Source organism: Pseudoalteromonas sp. SWYJZ19 (genome assembly GCF_015864375.1).
GTDB lineage: Bacteria > Pseudomonadota > Gammaproteobacteria > Enterobacterales > Alteromonadaceae > Pseudoalteromonas > Pseudoalteromonas arctica.
Genome location: NZ_JADYXI010000002.1, coordinates 169,967 through 193,915 on the forward strand (window position 1 = coordinate 169,967; position 23,949 = coordinate 193,915).

Consider the following 23,949-nt stretch of genomic DNA (forward strand, 5'->3'; position numbering starts at 1 on the left):
GATTTTAAATGCTTTATTTTTTTTGATGAACTTGGCACAACTCTTGGACTGTCCTTGTTGAAATTAATTAAAAATCAACAGGAGAATACCATGGGAATATTTAACCGCGTAAATGATGTAATTCAATCAAACATTGTCGCTATGCTTGATAAAGCAGAAGACCCAGAAAAACTTTTAAACTTGATGCTTACCGAGATGCAAGATGCGTTGAATGAGTGCCGTAGTACAGCAGCCGCTTTATTGTGTGAAGAGAAAATAATTAATCGCCAAATTGATACTAAAAAAACAGAATTAGCAGCTTGGCAAATTAAAGCAGAACGTGCGGTTGAGAAGGGCAGTGATGACCTTGCTAAGTCTGCCTTACTTGAAAAGCAGCGCGTTAACGAAAGCATTGAAAAGAAGCAAACTCAACTAGAAACACTGCAAGAGTCTATTGCAAAAATTAAGTCTGATTGTGAGCGTCTGCAGCAAAAAATGGCTATGGCTAAAACTAAGCAAGCTCAGTTAATGCAGCGTCATAATGTTGCTATTGCTAGAGGGCGAATCAGTACGCAACTACAAAGCGATAAAGTAGCTCATGCGTTGTCTCGTTTTGAACAAATAGAGCAGCGTGTTGAAGGTATTGAAGCTCAAGTAGAGGCTTATGAGCTGACTGATACAGCAAGCTCTATGAGTGCCCAAATTGAGTCGTTAGTTAAAAATGAAAAAATTGATGCTGAACTGGCTCGCTTAAAAGCGGACTTAAATACTAATTTAAAACAAACTGCTTAGGAGATTGCTATGAACAGCTTTAATCGTCAACGAGGTTGGTATAAAGATACTCTAAATAAAAAAATATCGGGTGTGTGTAGTGGTTTAGCTCATAGATTGGACTTTCCTGTATGGGCAACACGCGTAGTTACTATTTTATTATTTTTGAGTTTTCCGTTTGCAATTGCACTTGGTTATTTTATAGCGCATTGCTGCCTTGAAAATAAAGAGTATTAATACCAATAGGCATAAATATTTGAACAATTTAACGAATTAAATCACTCTATAACGTTGTTAAAAATTTTTATTTAGAACAACTAGATATAAAAATTTTTGCCTAGTTATAGCGCAATTTTCTTATCGTTAAATCGACCTCATATATAAGCCGGTTGGTATAAGGAGAATTACTATGAAAGCTTTGGCAGTATGTGTAATTATCTATTTATTACTGTTTACTGATTTAATAACGTTTGTGCAGATTGATTCTTGGCAGTTGCCGTTATGGATTGCTGATATTAGCTGGGCTGGGCTTGAGCTTGTAGGTGCTTTGGCCGCAATTGTTGCTGTAGTTGCTGTAGTGGCTTTAATTACTATGGGATTAGTTGGTGCGGGTGTAGTGGCATTAGCAGGGACTGTTTTAGCGCTTTTATTCGGATCTATAATGATTGCATGGCCGTTACTATTTGTTGCAGTGTTGTGCTGGCTTGTTGCCGATAACAAAAAAGTAGCCTCTTAATCCTTAATTTGACTGACTATTATAGGTTAACTATGTTAAATTTAGCCTGTAATTTAAAGTTTTCATAAGGATAAGAATGATGACGAAACTATGTTTTTCGATGGCTTCTGCATTAATATTTAGTTTTTTTTCGTCATCGTTGGCGGCGCACTCAGGGCACGATCATGGTTCTGATGTGGCTGTGCTCGAAGTAACTAACGCGCAAATTAGAGAGTTTTTACCTGGCAGTACTTCAACTGTAGGTTATTTAACGCTGATAAATCACAGTGGAGCCGCAGCAACTTTAACTAAGGCAACTATTGATGGCTTAGGGCGTGTTGAAATACACGAGCATTCACATGTAGACGGCATGATGAAAATGCAACAAGTTGAATCAGTTGAAATTAAAGCGCACGAAAGTGTCAGTTTTCAACCTGGGGGTTATCATTTAATGGTATTTGAACCACAAGAGCCATTAAAAGTAGGGCAAGAACGCAAACTCACGCTATATTTTAGTGACGGTAATCGCTTGTTCACTAATGCTCAAGTCGTGTCGCTTGAAGCGCAAGCTACGCAGTCAAAACCATCTACTCAACACGCTCATCACTAGGAGTACACATGTCGCAACACAAAGGAAAAATAGCAGGAATAGTTGTTTTACTGCTTATCATATTTTACGCAATTGCTGTTTATTGGAGCACTGAACCTTCACGTTTTGATGTTGTTGCAAACGCCAAAGAGCAAGCGCAGCTTCGTAATGAAAAAATAGTTACGGGTTATGTAACGACTTCTACATTAATTACAGTAGCAAATACCTTACTAGATAAACCCGGTGGCTACTTATCAAATGATGTAATACCACCAAGTATTATTATGGATGATATGCCGGCGTGGGAATATGGCGCGCTAGAAATGGTGCGTGATTTGTCGCTTTCTATGCGAAAAGATTTTAGCCGTTCGCAATCACAGTCTACTGAGCATGAAGCACTTAAAAAGGCGCAGCCACAGTTTAATATAAGCTCTGAAGCATGGGCATGGCCAAGTGCTGAAGGTGAGTATCAAAAAGGTATTGATTATTTAATGGTATATCGTGGACAAATTGCTAACGAGCATGAGCGCGATAGCCAATTTTACGCACGAGCAGATAACTTACGTAGTTGGCTTAAAGAAGCTGAAAAACGTTTAGGTAGCTTAAGTCAGCGTTTAAGTGCCAGTGTAGGGCAAGAAAAAGTGAACACCGATTTAGCGGGTAATTCATCTAATAAACAAGCAACTCTTGCTCCACTGCAGCAGCAAGTAAGAACACCGTGGTTAGAAATCGACGACGTGTTTTACGAGTCGCGCGGTGCTACTTGGGCGTTACTGCATTTTTTACAAGCGATAGAGTATGACTTTAATGATGTACTTGAAAAGAAAAATGCACGTGTAAGCGTTCAACAAATCATACGTGAACTTGAGGCAACTCAAGAAACAGTATGGAGCCCACTTATTTTAAACGGGAATGGTTTTGGCTATGTTGCTAACCACTCTTTAGTTATGGCAAATTATATTTCTAGAGCCAATGCGGCTTTAATCGAACTTAGCGAACTACTAGCTCAAGGATAAAAAATGAAAAAGTATTGTTTAGCAGCAGCCCTTTCAATGGCATGTTTAGCACCAGCAGCGCAAGCTGACACTCTACTAGGTTTATACGTAGGTGTTGATGGATGGAAATCAGATAACGATGGCCAATTTTCTTACAAAAATAATGCATCTCAAGATTTTAATTTTGAAGATGAGACTTTTGTAAGTTATTACGCGGCGCTTGAGCACCCAGTGCCGTTAGTACCAAATATCAAATTAAGGTATACAGAGCTTGAGTTAAATGGTTCTGCGCTGCTTACAGATACATTTAGCTTTAATGGTTCTGATTATGTTGTTGGTTCTACTGTAAATACGGTAAGTGATTTAACGCATATTGATTATATTTTTTATTATGAAATTTTTGATAATGACTTAATTTCAATAGACCTAGGTTTAAATGCTAAACAGTTTGACGGTGATATTGTTGTAAGCGGCACTACCCAAAATGGTGGTACTAACTTTACCGAAACCAAAGACTTCTCTGGTTTTGTTCCTCTTGCATACGGCCGTGCCGAAGCTGGCTTACCATTTACTGGTTTAAGTGTATTTTTTGAAGGTAGCTTTTTGGCTATTGACGATAGTAAAGTACAAGATTACCAAGTAGGCGTAGCGTGGGAACTTATTGATAACCTAGCAGTAGATGTTGCTGTTAAAGCCGGTTACCGCTCTATGGTATTAGAACTTGATGATGTAGATGATATTACTACTGATATTGATGCATCTGGCCCATTTGCGGGTATTCAGGTTCATTTTTAATTAGTATTTTCTAATTAAATGAAGCGTGGCATATTATTTTATTGCGTGCCACGCTAAATCAAACTCTCCCTCTAGCGCATTATTAATCAACTGCTTATAGACCTTATTGACAGGGAAATTAATGAGTTTAGATAGCTCATCACCTGTTTGAGTAAATTTGTAATAGCTTAATACCAAATCACTACTCTTTGCTTTTAACGTTACTTTTTGCGATAAAAATGAAAGGGTAAGTTCTTGCCCCGCTTTAAGCACTGCAGATTCAATTTCTTTTCTATACAGTAAATTAAGATCCATGAGCGTTAAAATATCAGGAAAGCTAATACCCGTTTTTCCTAAATTTAAAGATACTTTATTGCCTTTTCGTAGCAAATCAAACAACGATGGTTTTTTGTAAAAGCCGAGTAATATAAAGTGGCTGTCGTCTTTTTCGTTATAGCCTGAGAGCGACACACATTTTTGCAAAGAGTCTGCTTCTCGCTGTGTCATATGCTTTAAAGTTTGTAGGCTTTTAATTGAAAACGTACCAGGATTGAGTGTTTCTCCTGTTAAAATTTTTGCCCATAAAATTTGCATTGATTCATTAGAAGTATCTTCACACAGAGCTATAAAATGCTCTACCCAATCAACATCGGGCTGTTTACTACTTGCTACATCAGGGCAAAATCCCATAGCCACTGCTAAAATTGATTCTATATTTTGTTGTTGTTTAATGAGTAATAAATCTTGGCGCTTTTGAGCGCGAGCTAAAACAGAGTTTTCACTGTTGATATGATAAAGCGGCTTAATTTTGCCCTTAATATCGTAACTTTGCTCGTTAGTAGGTAGTACACCGTTACTACCTACTTTTGTTATAGGGTAACCAAGCAAGGACTCGATGATGTTGGCAAGATTAATTCTCGCCTGTGCTGTTTTGACTGTCATGACTGTGCATTATCCTTTGTGGATCACTAAGCTGTGCAACAGTTTGAAGGTTATTTAAACCCAGTGAAACTGTATTACTGAGTACGTACTCGCTCAAAATTGCAGTGTAACCAGATATTAAAGGAGCAGTTGTTTGACCTTTAATATTACATATTAACGTAACTATACCGTTTTGCTCGCTAAGGTTAAAAGTGCCTCTAATAATATGTTCAGCATTTAAAAGTATGTTGAAGCTGACTTTATTTTGGCTTACCGAAGTTATGATCATTTCACCATACCCCCATTTTCCTTTCCAAGACTGATGAGCCCCTAGGCCAGAACTGGGTTCGCCCAAAGTAAAACGTATGCTGGGGTCTACTTTTTCCCATGGAGACCATTTTTGCCATTGGCTAAAGTCGGTGATAAGCGGCTTTATTACTTTAAGATTGGCATTAATTTCGATTGTTTTATTTACACTATAACTTTGAGGCAGTATTAGCCCTACCAGTGCCAATACTAATAGTAATAACAGTACGCATTTGATTAATATTTTTAATGGTTTAATAAGCACACCTTTTATTAGTTTTTCAAGTTGAAATACAACAACTTTTTATTAATCGACTATAGTATGAATTAGATTATAAACCAAAAATAATTTATTGATTGCTACTTAGGAGAGCGAATGTCGTCAGATCAAAACGATTTTTTATTTTTTGAACAAGATTTTGAAGACGATGCTGTTGTTGAGCAGACTAAGTTTTGGGATATTTTAATTGTTGATGACGAACCTGAGATTCATTCTGTAACAAAATTAGCTTTGTCTGGCGTTGAGTTTTTAGGGGCTGGCTTGCGATTTCACGATGCTTATTCGGGTGCAGAAGCAATAGAAGTGCTAGCTAAAAATAAAAATATTTCGGTTATTTTTTTAGACGTTGTTATGGAAACTGACGATGCCGGTTTGCAGGTTGTAAAAAGGGTGCGTGACGAATTAAATAATCAGCATGTAAGAATTATTTTAAGAACAGGGCAAGCAGGTATTACACCAGAAGAAAAAGTAATACGAGAATACGACATAAATGACTATAAAACGAAAACAGAGCTGACTCGTTCTAAGTTAGTAACTTCGCTTATAACCGCTATTCGCTCATACGAGCAGGTATGTCAGCTTGAATATCAAAGTGATGCAATGAACACGATTGTTTCAGCATCAAAGTCTATTTTAGGACTTACTGATGTTAAGCAATTATGCAAAGAAATCATCAAGCACATGAGTATTATTTTAAAATGTTCACCTAGAGGGCTTGTTTGCAGTAAGTTAGATGGCGATGATTTTATTCAGGTCTTAGGTGGTTGCGGGCATTACGAAAGCTATTTTGGTAAAAAATTAATTAATGTTGATAGCAAAGTATTTGAACAAGTTGAGTCGTGTTTTGGTTTGTCAAAGCACCAACACATAGACTCAAGTTCAACATTTATATTAAAAAGTAAGCATCGAAAAGCGGCTTTATATATAGAGTGCGACCACATTCCCTTACAAGCACAGCTACAATTTGCTGAAATTTTCTTAACTAATGTAAGTGTAGCACTTGATAACATAAGGTTATTTGTAAAGTTAAGAGATGCTGCTTATAAAGATGTGCTTACTGGTATTTCAAATCGTACTAACTTTATTGAGCGTGTGGTGAGTTATCAAAAGCCACACGTGAACGATCATGTATTTGTATTACTTGATGTAGTTAATTTTGCAGATATTAATAACGGCTTAGGGCAAGAGGTCGGCAATAAAGTATTAATTGGCATTGTGCAAAGGTTAAGAGAAAATTACCCAACAGCTAAATTACTATCACGTATTGGCGCTGATGTTTTTGGTTTCATTATTCGCCAAGACGAATTTGACTTAAAAAAGTTGAATGAGCAATTAGGTATTTCATTTTACGCAGAAGAACATTTACTCCCTATCGATTTTAGAGTGGGCTTATGCCAACAACAAGACTTTCAAAGTAGCGGTATTGATACACTGAAAGTTGCTTATATTGCACTTGACCAAGCTAAAAAAGCAAAGCATAAAGAAGGCGTTTATTACAATATTGATATGCAAGATAAGATGGCTTGGCGGATAGGGATCATTAGGCAGTTACGTCATGACTTTGCTCGAAATAAATTAGAGGTATGGTACCAACCTCAACTTTCACTAGATGACTTATCACTAATTGGATGTGAGGCATTATTACGCTGGCCGGCAGGTGATGGCGTGTATATATCACCGGCTGTGTTTGTGCCACTTGCAGAGGATGCGGGCTTAATTGTTGATATAGGGCAGTGGGTATTAGAACAAGCTTGCCAACAGCAAAAGCGCCTAGAAAATATGGGCACAGAAATTTGTATTGCAGTTAATGTGTCTGTCCCACAGTTTAAAGTAAAAGGTTATGCGCAAACTGTTAAAAATACATTGTTAAAATATGGTGTTAAGCCAAAAAACATAGAATTAGAAATCACCGAGAGCGTAGTAATGGATGAGCTGGAAACGGTTATTAGTACGCTAAGTGAGCTAAAAGAACTCGGAATGGAAGTTGCTATTGATGACTTTGGTACTGGTTTTTCGTCGCTGAGTTACATTCAAAGTTTACCTTTGGATCGGTTGAAAATAGATCGTGCATTTATTAAAGATTTACCAAATGACGACACTGGCGCTATTGCTGCCTTAGTTATATCACTTGGTGCTAAATTGGGCTTAAAAACGATTGCTGAAGGGGTCGAAACACAAGAGCAAGCCCAGTTCTTAAAAGATTTAGGATGCGATGAAGTACAAGGTTTTATGTATGCTAAACCCATGCCTGAAAATGAATTAATAGAATTTATAAATAAACGCTAAAAAGATTAACTTATTATTTAAGCTAATGAACGATTTAGAATTTAAGGCGCGATATGCTTTGACTACTTTGTATATATAAACAATTTAGTAGGGTATAATTCGCGCCTTTTGTTATTCTACGGCCACAATTATGAGCACACTCAAAGCTAAGCGCGCCTTATTTTCATACCCTAAATACTGGGCTGAATGTTATGGCACCGCGCCATTTTTACCAACTACACGTGAAGAAATGGATGCACTTGGCTGGGATAGCTGCGACATAATAATAATTAGTGGCGATGCGTACGTCGATCATCCTAGTTTTGGTATGGCGGTAATTGGCCGTGTACTTGAAGCGCAAGGCTTTAGAGTGGGGATTATTGCCCAGCCAGCATGGGACTCTAAAGATGCATTTATGGAACTAGGCAGACCGAATTTATTTTTTGGTGTAACAGCTGGCAACATGGATTCGATGATCAATCGCTATACAGCTGAAAAGCGTATGCGCCACGATGATGCTTACACGCCAGATAACGTAGGTGGTAAACGTCCAGATCGCGCCGTAATGATTTACTCGCAAAAATGCCGTGAAGCATACAAAGGTATCCCAATTGTTATTGGTGGTATTGAAGCGAGTCTTCGTCGTATAGCTCATTACGACTATTGGCAAGAAAAAGTACGTCGTAGTATTTTGTTTGATGCAAAAGCTGATATTTTAATTTACGGTAACGCAGAGCGTCCGTTAGTTGAAGTTGCACACCGTATTGCCGCAGGCGAGACAATGGATACTATTCAAGATATTCGCGGCACGGCTGTTATCAGAAAAGAACCTTTACCAGGTTGGCGTGGAAGTGACTCCACCGCTATAGATAAAATTGGTAAAATTGATCCAATTCCAAATCCATACGGTGCTGATGATGTTGGCTGTAGTAAATCTGAATTTAAACAAGCGGGTATAGACTTAAAGGCAGAAGCTGCAAAACCAATTATGGTTCAGCCTGCGCGACCTAAACCGTGGGAAAAAACCTATGTTAAGTTACCTGCTTATGAACAAGTAAGTGTTAACAAACCTTTATACGCCCACGCTTCGCGTATTCTACATCAAGAAACAAATCCTGGTTGTGCAAGAGCACTGTTTCAGCGACACGGCGATCGTTCTATTTGGGTAAACCCGCCAGCATACCCATTAGAAACACATGAGATGGATGCTGTGTTTGGTTTACCGTATCAGCGTATTCCTCACCCAAGTTACGGCGACTCTAAAATTCCTGCTTACGACATGATAAAAACGTCAGTTAATATTATGCGCGGCTGTTTTGGAGGTTGTTCGTTTTGCTCAATTACGGAGCATGAAGGGCGTATTATTCAAAGTCGTTCGCAAGAATCAATTATTGAAGAAATTGAACAGATTAGAGATAAGGTACCCGGTTTTACTGGTGTTATCTCTGATTTAGGTGGCCCAACGGCAAATATGTATAAACTGCGTTGTACTAGCAAAAAGGCAGAAAGTACCTGTAGACGTTTATCATGTGTGTATCCTGAAATTTGTAAGCATATGGATACAGATCATACGCCAACAATAGACTTATACAAAAAAGCACGTGAAGTTAAGGGTATCAAAAAGGTATTGATTGCTTCTGGTGTTCGTTACGACTTAGCTGTACGCGACCCGCGTTACGTTAAAGAATTAGTAACGCATCATGTAGGTGGCTACTTAAAAATAGCGCCAGAGCATACAGAAGATGGTCCATTATCAAAAATGATGAAACCAGGTATGGGGGCGTACGATCAATTTAAAGAATTATTTGATAAGTACTCTAAAGAAGCCGGTAAAAAGCAGTATTTAATTCCTTACTTTATATCTGCTCACCCAGGGACAAAAGATGAAGACATGGTAAACATGGCTTTATGGCTTAAATCAAACGACTTTAAGCTTGATCAGGTACAAAATTTTTACCCATCACCGATGGCTAATGCGACGACTATTTACCACACAGAAATGAACTCTTTACGTAATATAAAAAACAATACAGAAGTTGTTCCAGTACCTAAAGGTGCTCGCCAACGTAGATTACATAAAGCTATTTTACGCTACCATGATGCAGCAGGTTGGCCGATGATACGTGAAGCACTGCGTAAAATGGGTAAAGCTAATTTAATTGGTAAAGGGCCTAACTGTTTAGTGCCTGAAGAAGGGCGTGATGAAAAAGCAGGTAAAGGTGGCAGTAAAGGCGGACGTCCTGCACTAACGCGACATACCGGTTTTAGCCAATTTAAAAAGGCAAACACTAAACCAAAAGTAGGCGGTAATCGTCAAAGTACACGTTAGTGATTCAATCTAATAATAACTAGGGCGTGTTGATCTTTGGTGGGTTAATTTGCAGCAGTATGTTTGGTTTTTAGGCAAGGCGGAGCCTATGTAGTGTGGTTATTCCCCATGAATAGGCGATAACGCAGCATAAATACCAAACATGCGCTGCCCTTTGGGTTCTTTCTAGGGACGATTAACTCTTTGTTGCTCGGTTTTTACTTAGCCCACTAGGTTACAAACCTCGCGCCGCGATTTAATCGCCCCTAGATTGAACAAATTTCAATCCACAAAGATCAACACGCCCTAGTAGATTAGTTTAATTACGCTAAGGTTTTTTAAACCTTTTTAATACGTAAATTAAGTAAACCTTGCTCTTTATTACTTATATTATTGTAGGTGATAAAGAGCGAGCTTTTAGAAACCCCTCTTGAGATAGCACGTATTTAGTGCCTATATACTTGCAGTTAGTTTTTTCTTAAAACGTTGATGATAACCACAAACGTAATTTTAGTGACCATAACGGCTGAATGCCTGTTAGCCCTTGCGTCATTTTATTATCTTTTAAGATTATATAAGATGGCGTGACTTGCCCTTGCCAATCGGCAAATATCTCACCGTGTTGATCGTTGACAGTGGTAAAACTGTAGCCATGATCATTTAGATACTCATGTAGTTTTTGATCCGAGCCTGATTTTATTGCGATACTCACGACAGGGTAGTTATTCTCGTTTGCGAGTTCGTTTATGGCAGGGGAGGTAATACTACAAATAGGGCACCAAGTTCCCCAAAAATAGACAAGTGTTGGTTTATCTTGGCTCATTGCTGACAAATCAATGTTTTGCCCTTTATAATCTATTAATTGTAATTGAGGATTTGCTGGCATAACAGGTTGTCGCCACCAATTGACAGCGTTATAAATTACGAAAAATATGAAACCATATATCAACACACTTTTTAATATTGATAGGCCTTTTTGTTTTGGCGTTTTTTTAGGTGTGTCTTTTTTATTTTTGGTACCCGTTGTCATAGTTGCAGCTTTACCCTAAGTGTTTTTTACTTTAGTTATTTGCAAAAGTTTCTAATTTAAACCAGCAACCAAGTAGCAGTACCTAAAAAGGCGAATATACCCACAATATCTGTCACCGTGGTTAGCACCACACTCCCTGCAAGTGCTGGGTCTATATTCATTCTTTTAAGAATAATAGGGATACTCGCACCAGCAACACCTGCCACCACTAAGTTCATAAACATAGCGAAGGCGAGTACGCCACCAAGCATAAAGTCCCACTGCCATAGGGCAATAACACCTGCTATTAACAACGACCACAAAACACCGTTTAACGCGCCAATAGCAAGCTCTTTCATCATCAAGAAACGTTGGTTTGTTTGATTTATATGACCTACCGCAATACCACGAATAACAAGCGTTAATGATTGGCTACCTGCAACACCGCCCATAGAAGGGACAATACCGTTAAGTACAGCTAAAATAGGTAAAACATCTAAAGTGCCTTCAAAAAAGCTAGCTACAAAAGCAGCTGCAAGTGCAGTTAGTAAGTTGACACCTAACCAAACTGAGCGTTTTTTAGAGCTTTTTAGTACTGGCGCAAAGGTATCTTCTTCATCATCAAGGCCGGCTAAGCCCAATAAACTATGCTCAGCATCTTCGCGGATTACGTCAACGATGTCATCGATAGTGACACGGCCAAGGAGCTGATCGTTATCATCGACTACGGGGGCCGATATCCAATTATGACGTTCAAATAATTGCGCGACTTCACTTTCATCCATTGAGATTGGAATGGATTCACAATCTTCATCCATTAAATCGCGAACAATCTTTTCTGGCGGGTTAGTTAATAATGTACTCAGCGATAAAGCGCCTATAAAGCAGTTATGCTTATCAACAACGTACAAGTCATCGGTACCTTCTGGTAACTCGCCACGTAGCCTAATATACCTAAGTACAACATCAAGCGTAACATCAGGGCGAATGGTCACCGTATCGGTGTTCATTAGCGCGCCAGCAGAACGCTCTTGATACGAAAGTGCTTGTGTTGCACGTTCACGGTCTTGAATGTCCATCGCGCTAACAACGTCTTTATAAACGGTGTCCGGCAGACTACGTAATACTTCACCTAAGTCATCGTGGCCCATATCTTCTGTTGCGGCTGCAATGTGCTTAGGTTCCATTTGGGCAATAATGCCTAAACGAACATCTTCTGAGAGTTCTTCAAGAACATCGCCTTGCACATCAGGATCAACCAACTGCCAAAGGAGTCGGCGAATTTTATGTGGTGATGATTCTAATAATAATGCGGTATCACAAGGAGCTGTTTTTGCGAGCATGCGCCTAACTTGAACAAATTGACCACTATTGAGTGACTTAGTCACCTGTTTTAGTTGCTGTAGTGGGTAATCTTGTTCAAAAGCTTCAGGCATTGGCGTCCTTTATAAATTTTTATATTACTTTATGGGGAGAGGTGAGTTAACTGGCGTCACTAACCGTATTTATTTTATATATCTGTTTTAGTTGGGGCATTAGTAATGCGAGCATTATTTTTATAACTGTTTATTCTTGTTCATTAAAACGTTGTGCTATTAATTCTCCAACAGCATGTAAAGCTTGCTCAGAATCGGGGCCTTTACATACAACTTTTACTTCTTTGCCTTGGCTACTTTCAAGTAACATTAATGCAAGTACGCTATCGCCTGCAGCTTCTTTGTCATCTTGAAATAATGTAATTGTCGCATCAAACTGCACTGCTAATTGGGCAAGCACGGTGGCTGCTCTGGCGTGCAATCCTAATTTGTTTTTTATTAAAAAAGTGTCTTCACAATGCATAACTTACTCTACCTAAGCTGAACAGGTGATTATTCAGCTATATTATTTTTCTTGTTCGCGATGGCGAATTTTAACATTGGGATGTGTCATTGCAAAACTTTCACCGATAGTTTGCGCTAAATATACAGAGCGATGTTGTCCGCCTGTACACCCAATAGCAATGGTTAAATAACTGCGGTTATTTCGCTCTAAGTGCGGTAACCATGTTTGTACAAATGTCTGAATTTGCCATGTGAATTTTTGCACTATGCTGTGATTGGCCAAATAATCTTTAACGGGTTGATCTAACCCATTTAAAGGTTTTAATTCAGGTTCCCAATGTGGATTTGGTAAAAAGCGTGCATCAAATACGTAATCTGCTTCTTTTGGTATACCGTATTTAAAACCAAACGATTCAAATGTGACAATCAGTTGCTTATCTTTTTTACCTAAAATCTTTTCACGAATAGATTCAGCAAGTTGATGAACACTCAAATCAGTTGTATCTATCATAAAGTCGGCGCGGGTGATTAATACATCAAGTAATTCTTTTTCTTTTTTGATGGCTAAATCAAGAGGCAACGAGTCAATTGATAGTGGGTGTAATCTACGAGTTTCAGAAAAACGTTTGATCAATGTTTGGTCGTCGCTATCTAAATAAAATAACGTAGGTTTTGCAAAGCCAGGCAAGTATTCAAGAATATCGTTAAATTCATCTTGTTGTTTAGGGATGTTACGCACATCAATGCTAACAGCAATTTTATCATAGCTATCAGACACACTGCGAACTAATGAAGGAAGCAAGTTAACTGGAATATTATCTACGCAATAATAACCTAAATCTTCTACAACGCGTAAAGCAACCGACTTTCCAGAACCAGAACGGCCGCTTATGATAATTAACTCCATTTAACACCCTTTATAAAACTATGATTGATTGACAATAACTTGGTAAAGCTCAGCATCTGATTTTGCACTGCGTAACTGTTTACAAAAATCTTTGTTGTTTAGTTTATCAGCAATGGTTGCTAGAGTCTTTAAGTGCTGCTGGTTATCGCCATCTGGTACGATGAGTGCGACGAAAATATCAACAGGGCGATTATCGATTGCATCAAAATTTATTGGAGTTTCGCTAACGAGTACTAAAGCCAAAGGCTCTTCTGCACCGCTCATTCTTCCATGAGGAATGGCAATGCCACGCCCTATACCTGTACTACCCAATTTTTCTCTGCTCATTAAAGCATTAAGAATATCTTGTTGCGGTAAATACGGAAGTTTGTCGTGAGCAAGTTCGCTAATGAACTCTAAAATTCTTTTTTTGCTATTAAAAAGGACCGCAGCTTTGCTGCAGTCCTGGCATATAAGTGAGCTTAATTTCATCATATTAGTGTCGAGCAAGCTTCTCTTTGTGTTTAATTACTTGTCGATCGAGCTTGTCGATCAACGAGTCAATGGCGGCATACATATCTTGATGTTCTGTAGAGGCAAATAGCTCAGCACCGCTTACGTGTATGGTGGCTTCTGCTTTTTGATTTAATTTTTCTACATCGAGAATGACATGAACATTATTAATATGATCAGAGTGTCTTTCTAGCTTCGCAAATTTGGTATTAATATAGTCTCTTAGTGAATCGGTTAATTCTACGTGACGACCAGTTAAGTTTAGTTGCATAAGCATTACCCTCTTTTTTTTGCGTCTTAAATCAAACTTTTACGTTGATTTGACGGTGGAATAGCCAGAGATTCGCGGTATTTTGCGATTGTACGTCTCGCTACTTTAATTCCTTGCTCAGCCAATATATCCGCTATTTTGCTATCACTCAATGGTTTTGCTGAGTTTTCTGCTGCGATTAATTTTCGGATAAGCGCACGGATTGCTGTAGATGAACATTCACCACCGTTTTCGGTGCTTACATGGCTTGAGAAAAAATATTTAAGCTCAAATATACCACGGGGTGTGTGCATATACTTTTGGGTTGTTACGCGCGAAATTGTTGATTCGTGCATTTCTACCATTTCAGCAACATCATTTAAAACCATTGGTTTCATGGCTTCAGGACCGTGTTCAAAAAAGCCTTGTTGTTGCTTAACAATACAATTTGTCACTTTTAATAGCGTGTCGTTTCTACTTTCTAAGCTTTTAATAAACCATTTAGCTTCTTGTAAATGCGAGCGAATAAACTGGCTGTCACCACTGGATTTTACAGTGCGAGACATTGCCGCGTATTGGCTATTAACACGAATTTTAGGCATGCTGTCTGGGTTTAACTCAACAACCCAGCGGCCTTTAATTTTTTTAACTGACACATCAGGAATAACATACTCAGATTCTTCTCTTACAATAGTATCTGCAGGTTTAGGGCTAAGAGTATGTATTAATGTCATTACTTCCTTAAGCTCTTCTTCTTTGAGCTTAGTTTTCTTCATTAATGTACGATAGTCACGAGCAGCTAATAAATCAATATGCTCGGTTAAAATCATTTTTGTTTCATTAATGTAAGGTGTTTCTTTATCAAACTGGTTAAGCTGAATACACAAACACTCTTGTAAACTACGTGCAGCAATACCGACAGGATCAAACAGTTGGATGCGCTTTAGTACTGCTTCAATTTCATCAAGTTCGACTTCGTTATCTTCTTCGTTTTCTTGATTAAAGCTTTCTAAAATCTCTTCGCAGCTTAGTGTTAAAATACCTGAATCATCAACTGCTTCTACAATCGCAATAGCGATGGCTTCGTCTGTAGGGCTAAATGGCGTTAGTTGTAATTGCCACATTAAATACTCATGAAGCGTCTCTGTTGAGGCGCCTTGGTATATTGATTCGTCTTCAGGCATTGGACCTGATGATGCTGCAGGGGCGGCACTCATGTACTCATCCCAGCTAACATCCATAGCCATGTCGTCACTTAGCGTGTCTTTTGCAAGTGCTTCACCACTATCTTGTTCGTATTCGCTTGGAGCATCATCGGCAGATGCGCTAACAGTTATGTCATCGGTATCAGCTTTTTGCTCGTTTTTACCTGCAGCGTCTTCGGAATAGTCTGGTTCTTCAACCTCTAATAGCGGGTTGCTGTCGAGAGCTTCTTGTATTTCTTGCTGGAGATCCAATGTACTGAGTTGCAACAAACGAATAGCTTGTTGCAGCTGTGGAGTCATTGTAAGTTGCTGGCCCATGCGCAGCTGTAGTGATTGCCTCATGTATCTCTAACAATCCTTTTATGTTGTTATAATTAATACTAGCAGATGCTTAAAGACATGGCGTAAATGTTACAGCCTAAATTGCTCGCCTAAGTAAACATCGCGTACTGTTTTATCATTTAATACGTGTTCTGGAGTACCTGATGCAATCAGCTCCCCATGAGAAACAATGTAGGCTTTTTCACAAACATCAAGGGTTTCTCTTACATTATGATCGGTAATCAATACACCAATCCCACGATTTTTGAGATGTTCTATTATTTTCTTTATATCTAATACAGAAATCGGGTCAACACCTGCAAATGGTTCATCCAATAATATAAATTTAGGATCGGCTGCCAGCGCACGTGCTATTTCCACGCGGCGACGTTCGCCACCCGATAATGCCATACCTTGGCTATCACGAATGTGTTGTATGCTAAATTCATCTAATAATTTATCGAGCGTGTCTTCTCGGGCTTGTTTATTTAACTCTTTGCGTGTTTCTAAAATTGCCATTAAGTTTTGATAAACAGTCAGTTTTCTAAAAATTGAAGACTCTTGTGGTAAGTAGCCAATGCCTAATCTAGCACGACTATGCATAGGTAAAAGAGTAATATCGTTATCATCGATAGAGATTTTACCTTTGTCGCTAGGTACAAGTCCCACAATCATATAAAACGTGGTGGTTTTACCTGCGCCGTTAGGACCAAGTAAACCAACAATACTGCCTGCTTTTACTTCAAGGCCGACGTTTTTGACAACTTCACGACCTTTATAGCTCTTTGCTAATAGTTCTGCTTTTAATGTACTCATGGCTGACCTTTATCGTCTTTTTTACTTTTTTTAGTTTCGATAGGCACTAAAATCGTGTGAACGCGGTCAGTTGAGTTTTCATCTTTTTCGGCACTGATTAGCTGCTGCTCTATATCGTAGGTAATGCTTTTAGCATTTATTTTTTGTCCCGCTTGCGATACTTGTGCATTACCAACAAGCGTTAAAAAACGCTTAGATACATCATAACGTACTTCGTCAGCACTGGCGCTCATAGTCGTGCCATCTGATTGCTTTTCTTCAAAGTGCGCAGGGCTACCTGTAGCAATTAATAATTGTTTATTATCGCCAAGTTCATCGCGTTTATGTACTTCTAAGCGGTCTGCTGTGATACGGCGGTTACCGTGAATAATTTCAACGTTTTTCTCAAAAATACCCACGTTAGCTTTTAATTGACCTTCTTGCTTATCGGCGCTTATTGAAATTTGATTTGCAGCCGGTTGCGTGTTTTGCTCTGCAGCACTACTATTAAACGCTAGTATAAGTGTAGGAATAATAAGTGATTTTAATATTTTATTGGTCATAATATATGGTTCGCGTATGGTTAATTAGTTTTATCACTTCGGTTTTTAAGTCGGCTTCTAGGCCTTTACCAGTGATTTTTAAATTGGGTCCAGTGATGATAACGGGTTGCTCCGAACGCATTGTTAATAGCTTTATATCTACCTGAATATTATCAGCATTGATTTTGTCTATCATGGCGTTATCGGTTAAGTTTTTGGCAACCACATTGCCTTCTAAAATTAATTGTTTGTCTTCGTATAATGTTGCTTCGTCTGCATTTATTTGCCACGTTTGCTTTTCGTTATATAAAGTAAAAATAGGTTTTTCAAAAAACGTAAAACCTAATTGTTGATATAGCTCCATTTTAGCCGCAGTGACTTTGTGGCTAATTTTACCTTGTTCGTCATAGGCTGTTTGTTTGAGTTCTATGGCTATGTAATCAGGCTTGGCAATAACTTCAGGCTCAGTCTGAGGCACAATATTTGTTTGTGTAAAATAAGGGTACCAAAGCCAAACCATACAGCTAATGAATAAAACGCTTAATATTATGCGCGCTGCATTCATGAACTAGTGCCTTGTGTAGTCAATGCTTTACCATTTTCAAGCATAAGTAAGTCGGTGAGCTCTCTTACTGCACCAAAGCCGCCAGGCATTTGCGTTACATAGTGTGATAAACGTTTAATAAGTGGATGGGCATCATTTACTGCAACAGCAAAGCCGACTAATTCCATAACGGGCATGTCAGGACCATCATCACCGATATAAGCAATTTGTTCATCGCTAAGGTTGAGTTTGTCTTTTAGCTCTTGATAGGCAATGAGCTTATTTTCTTGGCCTTGATAAATATGCTGTACGGTTAAGCTGCTCATACGTTGTTGCACTATTTGTGAATGACGACCAGTAATTACAGCCACTTCAAAGCCACTGTTTATAAGCGCTTTAATGCCAAAACCATCTTTTGTATTAAATGCTTTTAGCTCTTCACCTTGATTACCAAGATAAATACGGCCATCAGAAAATACACCATCAATATCGCATATAAGTAGCTTTACTTTTTTAGCGCGTGCTTTTGCATCATCGCTCAGCGGTTGATAGAGTTCTTCAAATTGCATTTATAACACTCCTGCTTTTAATAGGTCTTGCATGTTTAATGCGCCAATAGGTTGGTTTTTATCATTGACGACGATTAAGCCATTTATACGTTTGTGTTCCATAATATTAAGCGCTTCAGCAGCCAAAATATCTTGTGTAGCCGTAGTACATGACTTAGTCATAACAACATCTATTTGTGTTGTATGAATATCAATTCTCTGCTCTAAAATACGACGCAAATCGCCATCGGTAAATAATCCCACGAGCTGCTGATCTTCATCAACAATGGCTGTCATACCTAGCCCTTTAGCAGACATTTCAATAAGGGCGTCTTTAACTGTTTGTGAAACGCTAATAATAGGTGTATTTGCGCCGCTGTGCATAACATCTTTTAAAGTAAGTAATAAGCGCTTGCCTAAACTACCACCTGGGTGAGATAGCGCGAAGTCATCAGCTGTAAACCCGCGAGCTTCTAATAATGCAACTGCCATGGCATCGCCCATCGCAAGCGTTGCAGTGGTACTTGATGTAGGAGCTAGACCCAATGAACAGGCTTCTTTTTCTACTTTAATACACACATGTACATTAGCAAGGGTCGCCATGGTTGATTGCGTATTGCCAGTCATCGATATCATTTTGGCACCAAGTCGTTTTAAAACCGGAATGATATTTAAAACTTCGCTGGTCTCCCCTGAATTAGAAATAAGCATAACCACGTCATTTTTAGTGATCATACCTAAATCACCATGACTTGCTTCACCAGGGTGAACAAAAAATGCTGGACTGCCAGTGCTTGCAAGGGTTGCCGCTATTTTATTGCCAATATGACCTGACTTACCCATACCAATGACAATAATACGGCCTTCGCAGTCGTACATTAATTGGCACGCGTTATGAAAATTTTCATCTACATATTGTGCAATATCACTAAGTGCTTGGCGTTCAACATCTAAAACGCGAAGGCCTTGTTCAATAAAATTTAGCGTTGCCATCATTTACCCTACTTGACTAAAAATATACCCTTGGTAACCCAAAAACGCTATTAGCAATAAGCCGCCTTCTACTCTATTGATACGTTGGGTGCCTCTAAAGTTCAATGACATAATAATTAGGGCAAGTGTTGCGCCAATCATAATTAATACATCTCGACTTACTAATGATGGGTCAATGGCAGAAGGGTTAATAATACCGGCAAGTGGTAATACCGCTAGAATATTAAATATGTTTGAGCCAACAATATTACCTAGTGCTAAATCATCTTCATTTTTAAGTACACCTGCAACCGAAGCGGCAAGTTCTGGCAAGCTAGTACCAATGGCAATAATCGTTAAACCAATTACTAGGTCGCTTAAGCCAAAGTATTTAGCAATATCGACAGCCGATCCTATTAAAAAATGAGAGCTAACAGGTAGGAGTATCATGCCGACAACTAACCAAAATACCGCTTTTTTCGTAGGTACATCGTTTGGTACATCGTCGCAGGCTTCTGAGACAAATGGGTCATCTTGGTTTTTTGCACGCATAGATACAATAATTAACCCACCGATGAATACGATAAAGCCAACCAAAAGTGCAACACCTTCATTAAATGAAAAGTAGTTATCTGAGAACACATACCAAGTAACTAAAGATACGAGCATTACCAATGGCATTTCGCGTTTTAATGTACTTGATGAAACTGAAAGAGGGCGAAATAAAGCTGTGATACCTAACACAAGTAAAATGTTTGTAATATTAGAACCAACAGCATTACCAACTGCTGTGTCGGTTTTATTAGCCAAAGCGGCAGAGGCTGAAACCATCATTTCGGGTGCTGAAGAGCCCATAGCTACCACGGTTAAACCAACAATAAGTGTAGGTACACCAAAGTTTTTAGCAAGAGCCGCAGCGCCATAAACAAACCTGTCTGCACTCCAAACAAGAGCTGCAAAACCAAGAATTAAAATAACAAACGAGGTAACCATTGTGTTAAGCCAGTTATACAAAATACGGATGGCGCGAATAGTAACAAAAGCCAAGATGAAAGTATAAATAAAAGAGTAAGGTCAACTACGTAACAATGCTGCTTTTAAACAGCTAATTTAAAAATTTAAGCCGGGGTTAAGCTGTTTTGAGCGAGTCTTATAATCCTTTTCATGGGTGTATTACAAAATCTTACGAATTGTTTTTTCCATCTTTGACAAAAAAGCTTTAAAATAGGTGCACTAGTGAACATTTTTATGGAGAGCGACTTGTCGCAATCAATAGTAGAAGTCAAGGATGTTAGCTTTTCGAGAGGCAATAGAATCATATATAAAAATATGAGTTTTAGCGTTCCTAAAGGTAAAATTACTGCGATCATGGGGCCAAGCGGAATTGGCAAAACCACTATGTTGCGTTTAATTGGTGGTCAGCTTAAACCAGATTCAGGTGATATTTTATTTGAAGGTGGCAGCATTCCTAAAATGTCTCGTAAAGAGTTATACGAAGCACGTACTAAAATGAGCATGCTTTTTCAAAGTGGTGCGCTGTTTACTGATATGTCGGTATTTGACAATATTGCGTTTCCTATAAGAGAGCACACAAAGCTAAGTGAAGACCTTATTCGATTAGTTGTATTAATGAAATTGCAAGCGGTTGGGCTACGTGGCGCTAAAGATTTAATGCCCTCTGAGTTATCGGGCGGTATGGCAAGACGTGCTGCACTTGCGCGCGCTATAGCACTTGATCCAGAGCTAATCATGTACGATGAACCATTTGCAGGACAAGACCCTATTTCGATGGGCGTATTGGTTAAGCTAATTAAGTCGCTTAACGAAGTATTGGGTTTATCGTCTTTAATTGTGACACACGATGTGACAGAGGTAATGAGTATTGCCGATCACGTTATAATTATCGCCGATCAAGGTGTAATTGGTTGTGGTACTCCTGATGAAATGCGCAATCATGAATCTCCTTTAGTTCAACAGTTTTTAAAAGGCTTGTCGGATGGTCCTGTACCATTTCATTTTCCGGCTCAAGCTTATGCAGATGAACTGCTTGGAGAAAAAGCATAATGTTGGATTTATTTCAAAAGCTAGGGCATAAAACGCTAGGACGTTTTGCGGCTCTTGGCCGTTCGGCTTATATGCTGTTTAGTGCGCTTGCGCATGTTCCTAATTTTAAAAAAGGCACACCGTTACTTGTTCGCCAACTTTATATGGTCGGTTCGCAATCGTTGCTGATTATTATGGTGTCGGGTTTGTTTATCGGCATGGTGTTGGCTCTACAAGGTTACACCGTATTAGTTGGTTATGGCGCTGAGGATAGTTTAGGGCCGTTAGTGGCACTGAGTTTATTGCGAGAACTGGGCCCGGTTGTTACTGCATTACTATTTGCAGGACGCGCAGGTAGCGCATTGACTGCTGAAATTGGCTTAATGAAAGCAACAGAGCAACTTTCATCACTTGAGATGATGGCAATCGATCCGCTAAAACGTATTATTGCACCGCGCTTTTGGGCGGGTTTTATAAGCATGCCATTGCTTGCATTGATATTTTCAGCCGTAGCAATCATAGGCGCTCATTTAGTGGGTGTAGATTGGCTGGGGGTTGATACAGGTAGTTTTTGGTCAATCATGCAATCACAAGTGTCGTTTCAGCAAGACATACTAAACGGTATTATTAAGAGTTTTGTATTCGCCATAGTGGTGACCTGGATTGCGCTTTATAAAGGATATGACTGTGTGCCGACCTCAGAAGGGATCAGCAAAGCAACCACCGAAACGGTTGTTCATTCGTCATTAGCAGTTTTAGGTTTTGACTTTATTTTGACAGCGGTAATGTTTACCAGCTAATAGGGTATAGATAATGAATTCACGGAAATTAGAAATTTTAGTTGGTTTTTTTGTAGCACTTGGCATTTTAGCTTTTGCGATGCTCGCACTTAAAGTTGCCAATTCAGGTATTAGTGGCTCTGGCGAAACATATACGCTTAATGCCAAGTTTGAAAACATTGGCTCATTAAAAGCGCGTGCGCCGGTAAAAGTAGGTGGTGTTGTAATTGGTCGTGTTGAATCAATTTATGTACACCCACAAGAGTTTTTACCAGTGGTAAACATGACCATTGATGCACAGTATTTATGTCGTTTTTCAGACACAAGCTCAATCTCTATTTTAACGTCGGGTATTTTAGGTGAGCAGTACTTAGGTATTCACCCTGTAATTTCTCCAGATTCAGCTAAGCAACGTTGTTTAGGCGAAACAGTGACTGAAAACAAGCAAGATGAAGCAATTGACGATTTGTTTGGTGTGGAAAGTAAAGCACTAGGTGATGGCGATTCAATTACTGATACTAAGTCTGCCATTGTACTTGAAGAATTAATCGGGCAGTTTTTATTCAACCAAGGTAGTGAGTAATTATTATGTTGAAAAAGTTTTTAGCTATTGTAGCAATTGGCACAATGACGCTAACTCAAAGCGTAAGTGCAGCAGATGTTAAATTGGTTGATCCAAATAAAATGGTACGCCAAGTTGCCGATAATACATTTGCACGTATTAAAAAAGATCAGCCATTAATTGTTAAAAATCAAGAGCATCTTCGCGTAATCGTTGAAGATGAATTAATGCCTTATATCGACTACAAATATGCAGCACTTCGCGTACTAGGTAGTGAAGTATCTAAAGTACGTGCAATTACCGACGAAGCTGAAAAAGCCAAAGCAATTAAAGAAATTCAACGCTTTATTGGTGTTTTTAGAGAGTACTTAGTTGCTACTTATGCAGGTGTATTCACTCAATATACAAACCAAAAAGTTGAGTTTGGTGCAGAACAAGCATTTAAAGGCAAAGATGTCGTTGTCGTTAAAACTAAAATTATTGAAGATGGTAAACCTGATATCAGAATCGATTTTAAAGTACGCGAAGACCGTGACGGTGAATGGCGCGCGTACGATATGATTGCTGAAGGTATTAGTTTACTAGATGCAAAACAAAGTGAGCTACAAGGTATTTTGCGTCAGCAAGGTATTGATAATGTAAGTAACCTTTTAGAGCAAAAGAGTCAGCTACCAGTTCAGTTTAGAGGCAGTAACTCGAATGACTAAATTGGCAATAAGCCAAGTTGATGGACAACATTTTCGAGTAAACGGTGAGCTTACTCGAAATTCAATTGGCGATGAACAGCTTCTGAACAACAAGCTATTAACCAAGCATAAAATCATCTATTTCGACCTAAGTGGTGTATCTAGGGTTGACACAGCGGGCTTAGCTTGGTTAATTCACTCTTTTGCAGAATTAAAGCAGCAAGGCATTCGCCTTGAATTGCAAAACCTACCTGAGCAATTGCAAAATTTAATGCAACTGGGTCAGGTTACAACCCTATTTGAGTGAGAGTTATGGAAACTAGCCAAGTCGAAACATTATTACGCGAAGAACTTCAATTAGCTGAAGTACATGTAAAAGCCAATGGTAGTCATTATGAAGTTGTTGCAGTAGGTGAATGCTTTGACGGTTTAAGCCGAGTTAAAAAGCAGCAGCTAGTTTATGGCCCATTAATGAATACAATTTCAGATGGCACAATTCACGCAGTATCTATTCGTGCATTTACTCCTGTAGAGTGGAAGCGTGAACAAAAATTTATTTTACCGCAATAAA

29 protein-coding genes are annotated in these 23,949 nt (G+C 38.8%); 14 read left to right on the plus strand and 15 right to left on the minus strand.

Annotated elements, in window-relative coordinates:
• The first annotated feature begins 90 nt into the window (after positions 1-90).
• From I6F45_RS02635 to I6F45_RS02660, 6 genes are all read left to right on the plus strand, one after another.
• The gene (locus I6F45_RS02635) at positions 91-771 is read left to right on the plus strand and encodes a PspA/IM30 family protein (RefSeq protein ID WP_197159589.1); all 681 of its coding nucleotides are present in this window, start codon (positions 91-93) and stop codon (positions 769-771) included.
• A 9-nt stretch (positions 772-780) separates the two neighbouring features.
• Positions 781-987, plus strand: a complete 207-nt coding sequence (locus tag I6F45_RS02640; protein WP_008172691.1) for a PspC domain-containing protein — start codon at positions 781-783, stop codon at positions 985-987.
• 172 nt (positions 988-1,159) lie between these two features.
• Positions 1,160-1,486 (plus strand): hypothetical protein, encoded by a 327-nt coding sequence (locus I6F45_RS02645; protein ID WP_010554260.1) that lies wholly within the window; start codon positions 1,160-1,162, stop codon positions 1,484-1,486.
• A gap of 79 nt (positions 1,487-1,565) precedes the next feature.
• Complete coding sequence (locus I6F45_RS02650; protein WP_024590184.1) at positions 1,566-2,075, plus strand: copper chaperone PCu(A)C; 510 nt, start codon at positions 1,566-1,568, stop codon at positions 2,073-2,075.
• A gap of 8 nt (positions 2,076-2,083) precedes the next feature.
• Positions 2,084-3,070 carry a DUF2333 family protein gene (locus tag I6F45_RS02655; protein WP_010554262.1) on the plus strand — a complete coding sequence of 329 codons (987 nt, stop codon included), beginning with the start codon at positions 2,084-2,086 and terminating at the stop codon, positions 3,068-3,070.
• Positions 3,071-3,073: 3 nt separating this feature from the next.
• A complete protein-coding gene (locus tag I6F45_RS02660) occupies positions 3,074-3,844 on the plus strand; it encodes a TIGR04219 family outer membrane beta-barrel protein (RefSeq protein WP_197139776.1) in 771 nt (256 codons plus the stop codon).
• A gap of 33 nt (positions 3,845-3,877) precedes the next feature.
• Here the strand turns inward: I6F45_RS02660 and I6F45_RS02665 are convergent, their stop codons facing one another.
• Together I6F45_RS02665 and I6F45_RS02670 are read right to left on the minus strand one after the other, a co-directional pair.
• Positions 3,878-4,765 (minus strand): TIGR03899 family protein, encoded by an 888-nt coding sequence (locus I6F45_RS02665; RefSeq protein ID WP_024590186.1) that lies wholly within the window; start codon positions 4,763-4,765, stop codon positions 3,878-3,880.
• A complete protein-coding gene (locus I6F45_RS02670; protein ID WP_007580289.1) occupies positions 4,734-5,315 on the minus strand; it encodes an SRPBCC family protein in 582 nt (193 codons plus the stop codon). Before I6F45_RS02670 ends, I6F45_RS02665 begins: the two co-directional genes overlap by 32 nt.
• A gap of 111 nt (positions 5,316-5,426) precedes the next feature.
• Here I6F45_RS02670 and I6F45_RS02675 point away from each other — a divergent pair, with 111 nt between their 5' ends.
• Complete coding sequence (locus I6F45_RS02675) at positions 5,427-7,616, plus strand: bifunctional diguanylate cyclase/phosphodiesterase (protein WP_197159590.1); 2,190 nt, start codon at positions 5,427-5,429, stop codon at positions 7,614-7,616.
• Positions 7,617-7,746: 130 nt separating this feature from the next.
• Positions 7,747-9,924, plus strand: a complete 2,178-nt coding sequence (locus tag I6F45_RS02680) for a YgiQ family radical SAM protein (protein WP_007580292.1) — start codon at positions 7,747-7,749, stop codon at positions 9,922-9,924.
• Between the two features lie 457 nt (positions 9,925-10,381).
• Here the strand turns inward: I6F45_RS02680 and I6F45_RS02685 are convergent, their stop codons facing one another.
• From I6F45_RS02685 to I6F45_RS02745, 13 genes are all read right to left on the minus strand, one after another.
• Positions 10,382-10,933 carry a protein disulfide oxidoreductase gene (locus I6F45_RS02685; RefSeq protein ID WP_165721143.1) on the minus strand — a complete coding sequence of 184 codons (552 nt, stop codon included), beginning with the start codon at positions 10,931-10,933 and terminating at the stop codon, positions 10,382-10,384.
• A gap of 56 nt (positions 10,934-10,989) precedes the next feature.
• Positions 10,990-12,348, minus strand: coding sequence for a magnesium transporter (mgtE, locus tag I6F45_RS02690; protein ID WP_010554268.1), 1,359 nt, complete (start codon positions 12,346-12,348; stop codon positions 10,990-10,992).
• A 130-nt stretch (positions 12,349-12,478) separates the two neighbouring features.
• A complete protein-coding gene (locus tag I6F45_RS02695; RefSeq protein WP_002957937.1) occupies positions 12,479-12,751 on the minus strand; it encodes an HPr family phosphocarrier protein in 273 nt (90 codons plus the stop codon).
• Between the two features lie 42 nt (positions 12,752-12,793).
• On the minus strand, positions 12,794-13,639 hold the full coding sequence (rapZ, locus tag I6F45_RS02700; protein ID WP_010554269.1) for an RNase adapter RapZ: 846 nt from the start codon (positions 13,637-13,639) through the stop codon (positions 12,794-12,796).
• 18 nt (positions 13,640-13,657) lie between these two features.
• A complete protein-coding gene (gene ptsN, locus I6F45_RS02705; RefSeq protein WP_024594001.1) occupies positions 13,658-14,110 on the minus strand; it encodes a PTS IIA-like nitrogen regulatory protein PtsN in 453 nt (150 codons plus the stop codon).
• A gap of 4 nt (positions 14,111-14,114) precedes the next feature.
• Entirely contained in the window at positions 14,115-14,402 is a 288-nt protein-coding gene (gene hpf, locus I6F45_RS02710) for a ribosome hibernation promoting factor (protein WP_007580301.1), read from the minus strand.
• Positions 14,403-14,428: 26 nt separating this feature from the next.
• On the minus strand, positions 14,429-15,928 hold the full coding sequence (locus tag I6F45_RS02715) for an RNA polymerase factor sigma-54 (protein ID WP_165739998.1): 1,500 nt from the start codon (positions 15,926-15,928) through the stop codon (positions 14,429-14,431).
• 69 nt (positions 15,929-15,997) lie between these two features.
• Positions 15,998-16,723, minus strand: a complete 726-nt coding sequence (gene lptB, locus I6F45_RS02720; protein ID WP_007580304.1) for an LPS export ABC transporter ATP-binding protein — start codon at positions 16,721-16,723, stop codon at positions 15,998-16,000.
• Positions 16,720-17,265 carry a lipopolysaccharide transport periplasmic protein LptA gene (gene lptA / locus I6F45_RS02725; RefSeq protein ID WP_197159591.1) on the minus strand — a complete coding sequence of 182 codons (546 nt, stop codon included), beginning with the start codon at positions 17,263-17,265 and terminating at the stop codon, positions 16,720-16,722. The genes lptB and lptA overlap by 4 nt, the downstream gene beginning before the upstream one ends.
• Positions 17,255-17,809, minus strand: a complete 555-nt coding sequence (lptC, locus tag I6F45_RS02730) for an LPS export ABC transporter periplasmic protein LptC (protein ID WP_007580308.1) — start codon at positions 17,807-17,809, stop codon at positions 17,255-17,257. The genes lptA and lptC overlap by 11 nt, the downstream gene beginning before the upstream one ends.
• Positions 17,806-18,357, minus strand: a complete 552-nt coding sequence (gene kdsC, locus I6F45_RS02735; protein WP_007580311.1) for a 3-deoxy-manno-octulosonate-8-phosphatase KdsC — start codon at positions 18,355-18,357, stop codon at positions 17,806-17,808. Before kdsC ends, lptC begins: the two co-directional genes overlap by 4 nt.
• Positions 18,358-19,329: a KpsF/GutQ family sugar-phosphate isomerase gene (locus I6F45_RS02740; protein WP_165727702.1), complete on the minus strand. Its 972-nt coding sequence runs from the start codon at positions 19,327-19,329 to the stop codon at positions 18,358-18,360.
• 3 nt (positions 19,330-19,332) lie between these two features.
• Positions 19,333-20,301, minus strand: a complete 969-nt coding sequence (locus I6F45_RS02745) for a calcium/sodium antiporter (RefSeq protein ID WP_010554272.1) — start codon at positions 20,299-20,301, stop codon at positions 19,333-19,335.
• Positions 20,302-20,556: 255 nt separating this feature from the next.
• Between I6F45_RS02745 and I6F45_RS02750 the strand changes: the two genes are divergently transcribed.
• From I6F45_RS02750 to I6F45_RS02775, 6 genes are read left to right on the plus strand one after another with little or no spacing between them, the layout of a single operon-like run.
• Positions 20,557-21,372 (plus strand): ATP-binding cassette domain-containing protein, encoded by an 816-nt coding sequence (locus I6F45_RS02750; RefSeq protein ID WP_165727701.1) that lies wholly within the window; start codon positions 20,557-20,559, stop codon positions 21,370-21,372.
• Positions 21,372-22,151, plus strand: a complete 780-nt coding sequence (gene mlaE / locus I6F45_RS02755) for a lipid asymmetry maintenance ABC transporter permease subunit MlaE (protein WP_002957949.1) — start codon at positions 21,372-21,374, stop codon at positions 22,149-22,151. The genes I6F45_RS02750 and mlaE overlap by 1 nt, the downstream gene beginning before the upstream one ends.
• Positions 22,152-22,164: 13 nt before the next feature.
• Positions 22,165-22,713: an outer membrane lipid asymmetry maintenance protein MlaD gene (gene mlaD / locus I6F45_RS02760; protein ID WP_002957950.1), complete on the plus strand. Its 549-nt coding sequence runs from the start codon at positions 22,165-22,167 to the stop codon at positions 22,711-22,713.
• A 5-nt stretch (positions 22,714-22,718) separates the two neighbouring features.
• The gene (locus I6F45_RS02765; RefSeq protein WP_165739997.1) at positions 22,719-23,399 is read left to right on the plus strand and encodes an MlaC/ttg2D family ABC transporter substrate-binding protein; all 681 of its coding nucleotides are present in this window, start codon (positions 22,719-22,721) and stop codon (positions 23,397-23,399) included.
• On the plus strand, positions 23,392-23,685 hold the full coding sequence (locus I6F45_RS02770) for an STAS domain-containing protein (RefSeq protein WP_010554274.1): 294 nt from the start codon (positions 23,392-23,394) through the stop codon (positions 23,683-23,685). Before I6F45_RS02765 ends, I6F45_RS02770 begins: the two co-directional genes overlap by 8 nt.
• A 5-nt stretch (positions 23,686-23,690) precedes the next feature.
• Positions 23,691-23,948: a BolA family protein gene (locus tag I6F45_RS02775; protein ID WP_002957953.1), complete on the plus strand. Its 258-nt coding sequence runs from the start codon at positions 23,691-23,693 to the stop codon at positions 23,946-23,948.
• Position 23,949: the final 1 nt, after the last annotated feature.